Here is a 6,591-nt window from a genome sequence, read left to right on the forward strand (position 1 = left end):
ATCACAAATTATTCTTGTACTAAAGCTTTGATTAAGTCACTTGCTCTTACAAGACCAACTAAATCTCCTTCAACACCAATAACAGGAATTTGTTCGATGTTTAAGGTTTTCATTTTTTTAGCACAGTCAGAAACTTTGGTTTTGGAGTTTGCAACTTCCACATTACCAACTGCAACATCACCAACAACTTTATCGGTAAATTTCAAGTGGTTTTTCTCAATGTACAATACGGAAGTACTGTCCCAAGACCATTTATCTCCTTCAGTTCCAACAGTGGAACTGTGTTCACTTCTTTCAGAGATAATTTCAATTTCAGTAATAAAATCAGTTTCAGTTAAAATACCAGATAATTTTGCATCGTCGTCTAATGCAATAATGGATTTTAAACCAAATTGTTTCATTGATTCAAAAGCAACATTTAATGGAGCGTTCTCCCAGGTTGTTGGAACTGTAGTAATCATATAATTTTCGACAGCATCGTTTACTTCAATTTTAGTTAAAGCTTTGGACACTAAATCAAAAGAAGTGATGATACCTACTAATTCACCATCATCATTAACAACAGGAACTCTTCTTACATCGTTGTCAATCATTTTACGAGCAGCATCCACTACATCATCGCCAGGATTTACGGTAACTAAATCTCTGCTCATTAACATTGCAATTTGTTCTTCATCAGGATTATTAATTAAATCAGAACGAGTTACTAGTCCTACTAAAATGTCAGTGTCTTCTTTGACAACTGGCAATACTGCTTTTTTTTCTTTTCTCATTAAGTCTAAAACTTTTTCTCTGTTACCTGGAACGGAAACACTAACTACATTTTTAGACATTGTTCTTTTAACTAACATAAAAACACCTTAATTAATATAAAACTACATAATAAAATGGTAAAATTAATGAACTACGAGTACTGCGCATTTGGCCGAGTTTACAACCTTATCTGCTACACTACCCATAATAAACCTATCAAATCCTGATTTACCAGAACTACCCATTACAATCAAATCAACATTCTCTTCTCTTGCCACCTCCAAAATAACTTTGGCAGGTGAACCTTCCCTAACTACATGAGTAATTTTTAAATCATCTTCATTTAATTTATCAAATTCCTTAAGATTTTCTTCAGATCTTTCATTTAGAATTTGATTTAACTGGTAAATCTCATCATCTAATGGAAGCCCATTAACAAAATTATTTTCTGTGACACTCACAGCGATTATTTCAGCTCCACTAACTTTTGCTAAAAATAAAGCATGTTGTTGAGCTTTTTTTGCAAATTCAGACCCATCTGTAGGGACCAATATTTTCTCATACATAGTTAACATCCCCCATAATATGATAGATTTATATCCATGATATTATATGCTAACTTTTTTGTTAATCATATATAATATATTTTTCGTTTCACATCTATTTATGATATTTAAATGATAATTTTTAGAAAAAGAATTTACCACCATAAACTCGGCAAAACTGCCTTCATCAATTGTTGACTTTTGAATAATATTGTTTATGTCAAATCTACATACATTGGTTGTTGCCATTTTTAATAGCTCAACAGGGTTTAAATAATCATCATGATAAACAGACATGATTTTTAAGCTGAATTCCAATTCTCTAAACATATTAGGTGAATTAAGCATTACATTATCAGTTCCGAGTAACGGTTTTATTCCTAACTTTAACATCTTATTCAATGGAGCAACACCCACATTTAAAGTTGCGTTAGCTCTTGGACAAACAACAACGTTTTGATTTGATTTTGAGACTACTTCCAAATCATTACTTTTAGGATTAGTCAGATGAACCAATTGATTGAATTTAGCTTTTACACCTTTACCAACTTCGGTTATGTTATTACGATTCAATGATTCAATCTGATTGGATTCAGATTCTGCAACATGGATTGAAGATATCTTACCCTGTTTTTCACACTCAGTTGAAATCAACTGTGCAACTTCATCTGTGATTTCACCAAATCCACTCGGAGCGATACCATCAGCTATTTTTAAAAGTTTACTTATAGCTTTCTTTACTTTAGCTAAATCCGGATCATCACCATAAAAACTATCATCACGCCCTAAGATAATCGGTTTGATTGGAATATCCTTTGATGCTTCTTTTAGGAGCTTAACACCTTCAATTCCACCTTCCCTATAATCAATGAAATGAGTTGTTCCAGAGTTAACCATTTCCCACATTGAAGACTTCATAGATTCAATTAATTCCTCATCACTCGCCTTTGAAAGAGCAACATGTTTTATGCCATTTGGCGGTTTTACCATTTCACTTAATGGAAAAGAATAACCTTCATCCTTGATTATTGAATCTCCAATATGAATATGACCATTAATAAAAGACGGACAAATTACAGCACCTTCAACATCGATTATTTTACCCTCTTTGGTATCTTTGCCGATTTCTATGATTTTGCCTTCATCAACAACTATGTTTTCCCTTAAAGGTACTAGATTTTCGCCTTTTAAAATAATTCCATTAGCTATAGTGAACATTAAAAGAAAATCTAATTTTTTTTATTAATATAATTTAGCATTTACAATAAGCTTATTAAATTGAAAAACTTAATATTAAATTGTAATATATGTAATTTCAACATAGTTTGAAATTCGTTTTTGGATTAATTTCGGCAATTACATTTCTTTTTCAAACCATCAAAGGTGATACTATTAACTCTCAAGAAATAAGATACTTCTACAGAAATATTGTAAAAATTGGAGAGGTATATAGAGTTAAACATAACAATAAAGATTATGGAGAGTTTTCTAAATTATCTGATGCCTTATATGAAAGAGATGCACTATTTTTTTGTAATTTTGATTATGATTTGCTTGTCGATTGTGACCTTGAAAACAAGTACGAAAATATGGAATTGCCCCCATTTCCTGAAAAGAGACCTAAAGGCAGAATAAAAGGAACAAAAGTGAACAAAAAGGAAAGAGAAGGAGAAATTCTTTTTGATCATAAAATCCGTAAGTTTTTCATTAAAAAGGGTGATGAGATAATCGGCAATTATGATACAATGACAGAGGCATTTTACTATAAAAAACTTTTAATGGATAATCATTGGGATAAAAGTGTTTTAAAAACCAATATCACTCAAAGAATTGAAATTAATATTGTTATTGACCAAACAAAACAATATAAGGTCCAACTTAACTATTGTCCTAAATGTAAAAATAAATTAAAAATCGATGCTGAAGAATGCCCATCTTGTGGTATTAATATTAAAGAATACTTATATGGAAATTAAAAAAAAGATAGAGAATATTTATTCTCCATCGACATATTTATTTAAAGATTTTACATTGATTTCATTATTTTGAACAGCCTGAATAGCATTTAAAACTGCTCTTGCTCCAGCTAGTGTGGTAACGTAAGGAATACCAAGTTCAATAGCTAAACGTCTGATTATATAACCGTCTTTAGCAGATTGTTTACCTTCAGAAGTGTTGATAATCAAATCAACTTCATTGTTTAAGATAGCATCTCTAATGTTAGGAGAACCTTGTGATACTTTCAATACCTTTTCAACATCATCAAGGCCAGTTGCATCACCAGTACCAGCAGTTGCCATGATTTTAAATCCTAAATTAGCTGCTTTTTCAGCGATAGGTCTGATTTTCTTTTTATCTGCTTCTTTAACACTAATGAATATTTTACCTTCTTTAGGCAATTCCATACCTGCTGAAAGTTGTGATTTGTAAAATGCCATACCATAACTTTCATCTATACCAATACTTTCACCAGTGGATTTCATTTCTGGTCCTAAAACTGTATCAGATTCTGGAAGCTTTAAGAATGGGAATACAGATTCTTTTACAGCAACATGCTCGATTTTAATTTCTTTGGTTAAATCAAAGTCTTTTAATTTAGCACCTTCCATAATCCATGTTGCAACTTTTGCTAGTGGCACCCCAATAGCTTTACTTACAAACGGAACGGTCCTACTTGCACGAGGGTTTGCTTCAATGATGTAAACCATTTCTTCATCAAGTTTAACTGCATATTGAATGTTCATTAAACCTTTAACGTCCAATTCCAAAGCAAGTTTGGTTGAATTTTCACGAATAGTGTCCAATATATGTTCTGGTATTGTCTGAGGAGGTATTACACATGCAGAATCTCCTGAGTGAACACCAGCTTCTTCGATGTGTTCCATAATTCCTGCAATGAATACATCTTCACCATCACATAATATGTCTACATCAAGCTCAATTGCATCTTCCAAGAACTTGTCCACTAAAATAGGGTGATCTGGTGAAACTTTTACAGCTTCCTTCATATATTCTTCAAGTTCATTGGTATCGTAAACGATTTCCATAGCTCTTCCACCAATAACATATGAAGGACGTACAAGAACAGGGAATGTGATTTTTTCTGCAATTTCTTTTGCTTCTTCAAATGAGTTAGCTGTTCCGTATGGTGCTTGATGAATGTGTAATTTTTCTAATAATTCTGCAAACAATTCCCTATCTTCTACCCGGTCAATACTTTCATATGGAGTTCCCAATATCTTAACACCTGCGTTAGCTAGAGGAACTGCTAAGTTGATAGAAGTCTGTCCACCGAACTGTACGATAACACCATCAGGTTTTTCTTGATCGATTACTCCCATTACATCTTCAAAGGTAATTGGTTCGAAGAACAATTTATCTGATATGTCATAATCGGTACTTACGGTCTCTGGATTGTTGTTGATTAAAATGGTTTCAATACCTTCATCTTTTAGTGCTAGGGAAGAGTGTACACAACAGTAGTCAAACTCAATACCCTGACCTATTCTGATTGGGCCTGCACCTAAAATTACAACCTTTTTCTTGGTTGTTGATGTAAGTTCATTACCTAAATCGTAACTACTGTAGTAATATGGGGTTTTAGCTTCAAATTCGGCAGCACAGGTATCTACCATTTTATATGATTGTTTGATGTTATATCTGGAAAGCAAGTTTCTGATGTATTCTTCAGTTTGACCAGTTAAGTCAGCTAATCTTTTATTGGAACAACCAATTTGTTTTGCTTTTCTTAAATATGCTTCATCATTTAACTTTTCAACTGTAACATCGTTTTCGAAGTTAACGATGTTTCTGATTTTGTATAAGAAGAAATTATCGATTTTGGTAATTTTACCTATTTCATCGATGTCCATTCCATCTTTAATTGCGGAATAGATTTGGAAGTAGATATTATCAGTAGGTTCGGCCAAGTCTTCTTTGGTCCATTCAACATATTCAAAACCATCGAAGCCCATATCAAGTGATCTTAATGCTTTTTGGAATGCTTCTTCAAAAGTTCTTCCAATAGCCATTACTTCACCAGTCGCTTTCATTTGAACACCCACTTCACGGCTGACCCCTTTAAACTTGTCAAATGGCCATCTTGGGATTTTGATTACAACATAGTCGATTGCAGGTTCAAATGATGCAGGGGTTTCTTTAGTAATGTCGTGTTTGATTTCATCTAAAGTCATTCCCAATGCTATTTTTGAAGAGATTTTAGCAATCGGATAACCTGTTGCTTTTGAAGCGAGTGCACTACTTCTTGACACACGTGGATTTACTTCAATGACTTTGTATTCATCGGTTTCAGGGTTAAGTGCAAATTGAATATTACATCCTCCTCTGATTCCTAATGCTCTGATAATCTTGATTGATGCGTCACGCATTTTTTGGATGGTTTCATCACATAAGTTTTGAATTGGAGCAACTACAACACTGTCTCCTGTGTGGATACCCATAGGGTCTATGTTCTCCATGGTACATACTATGATACAAGTGTCTTCCTTATCTCTCATTACTTCAAATTCTATTTCTTTCCACCCAAGAACTGATTCATCGATTAGAACTTGATTGATAAAACTCATATCCAATCCGTGATTAGCAATTTCAATTAATTCCTCTTCGTTGTGAGCTATTCCACCACCAGTTCCACCTAATGTAAATGCTGGCCTTACGATAACAGGATAGCCAATTTCTTTTACTGCTTCAAGAGCAGCATCAACGCTTTCTACAGCCTGACATTTAGGAATTTCTTCACCAATCTCTTCCATGAGATTCGCAAAAAGATCACGGTCTTCCACATCTTTAATTGTTTGAACATCTGATCCTAAAACTTTTATTCCGTCTAATAATCCTAAATCGCCAAGACCTGTTGCGATGTTTAATCCTGTTTGTCCACCCATGGTTGGCAAAATCGCATCAACTTCTTCTTCTTTTATGATTTTAGCAACAACTTCAGGAGTTAATGGTTCTGTATAAACAGTATCAGCCATATCAATATCTGTTTGGATTGTAGCTGGATTACTGTTAACGAGTACTGTTTCAATACCTTCTTCCCTTAGTGATTTACATGCTTGTGATCCTGAATAATCGAACTCTGCAGCCTGTCCAATTTGAATAGGTCCAGAACCAATAATTAATACTTTTTTAATATCTTTATCAACTGGCATAGTAATCCTCCTTAGTAATCATCCATCATTTGGTTAAATTCATCAAAAATGTGTCTTGTATCGTTTGGACCAGGTCCGGCTTCAGGGTGGTACTGTATACATTTCAACGGCAACTCCTTGTG

Annotated in this window: 6 protein-coding genes; 1 reads left to right on the plus strand and 5 read right to left on the minus strand. The window is 33.5% G+C overall.

The window, feature by feature from the left end; genetic code table 11:
• Window positions 1-8: 8 nt before the first annotated feature.
• From ACKI32_RS04295 to ACKI32_RS04305, 3 genes are read right to left on the minus strand one after another with little or no spacing between them, the layout of a single operon-like run.
• On the minus strand, window positions 9-851 hold the full coding sequence (locus ACKI32_RS04295; RefSeq protein WP_407413847.1) for a CBS domain-containing protein: 843 nt from the start codon (window positions 849-851) through the stop codon (window positions 9-11).
• Between the two features lie 45 nt (window positions 852-896).
• On the minus strand, window positions 897-1,319 hold the full coding sequence (locus ACKI32_RS04300; RefSeq protein ID WP_407413849.1) for a universal stress protein: 423 nt from the start codon (window positions 1,317-1,319) through the stop codon (window positions 897-899).
• 42 nt (window positions 1,320-1,361) lie between these two features.
• Window positions 1,362-2,516, minus strand: a complete 1,155-nt coding sequence (locus ACKI32_RS04305) for an amidohydrolase family protein (RefSeq protein ID WP_407413851.1) — start codon at window positions 2,514-2,516, stop codon at window positions 1,362-1,364.
• A 128-nt stretch (window positions 2,517-2,644) separates the two neighbouring features.
• Here ACKI32_RS04305 and ACKI32_RS04310 point away from each other — a divergent pair, with 128 nt between their 5' ends.
• A complete protein-coding gene (locus ACKI32_RS04310) occupies window positions 2,645-3,274 on the plus strand; it encodes a zinc ribbon domain-containing protein (RefSeq protein ID WP_407413856.1) in 630 nt (209 codons plus the stop codon).
• 18 nt (window positions 3,275-3,292) lie between these two features.
• On the opposite strand, the gene carB is transcribed toward ACKI32_RS04310, so the two are convergent.
• Both carB and ACKI32_RS04320 read right to left on the minus strand, forming a co-directional pair.
• Window positions 3,293-6,469 (minus strand): carbamoyl-phosphate synthase large subunit, encoded by a 3,177-nt coding sequence (carB, locus tag ACKI32_RS04315; protein WP_407413853.1) that lies wholly within the window; start codon window positions 6,467-6,469, stop codon window positions 3,293-3,295.
• 11 nt (window positions 6,470-6,480) lie between these two features.
• The coding region (locus tag ACKI32_RS04320; RefSeq protein ID WP_407413858.1) for a glutamine amidotransferase-related protein at window positions 6,481-6,591 on the minus strand (111 nt) is incomplete at its 5' end.

The sequence above is a fragment of the Methanobrevibacter sp. genome, assembly GCF_045611865.1.
GTDB lineage: Archaea > Methanobacteriota > Methanobacteria > Methanobacteriales > Methanobacteriaceae > Methanocatella.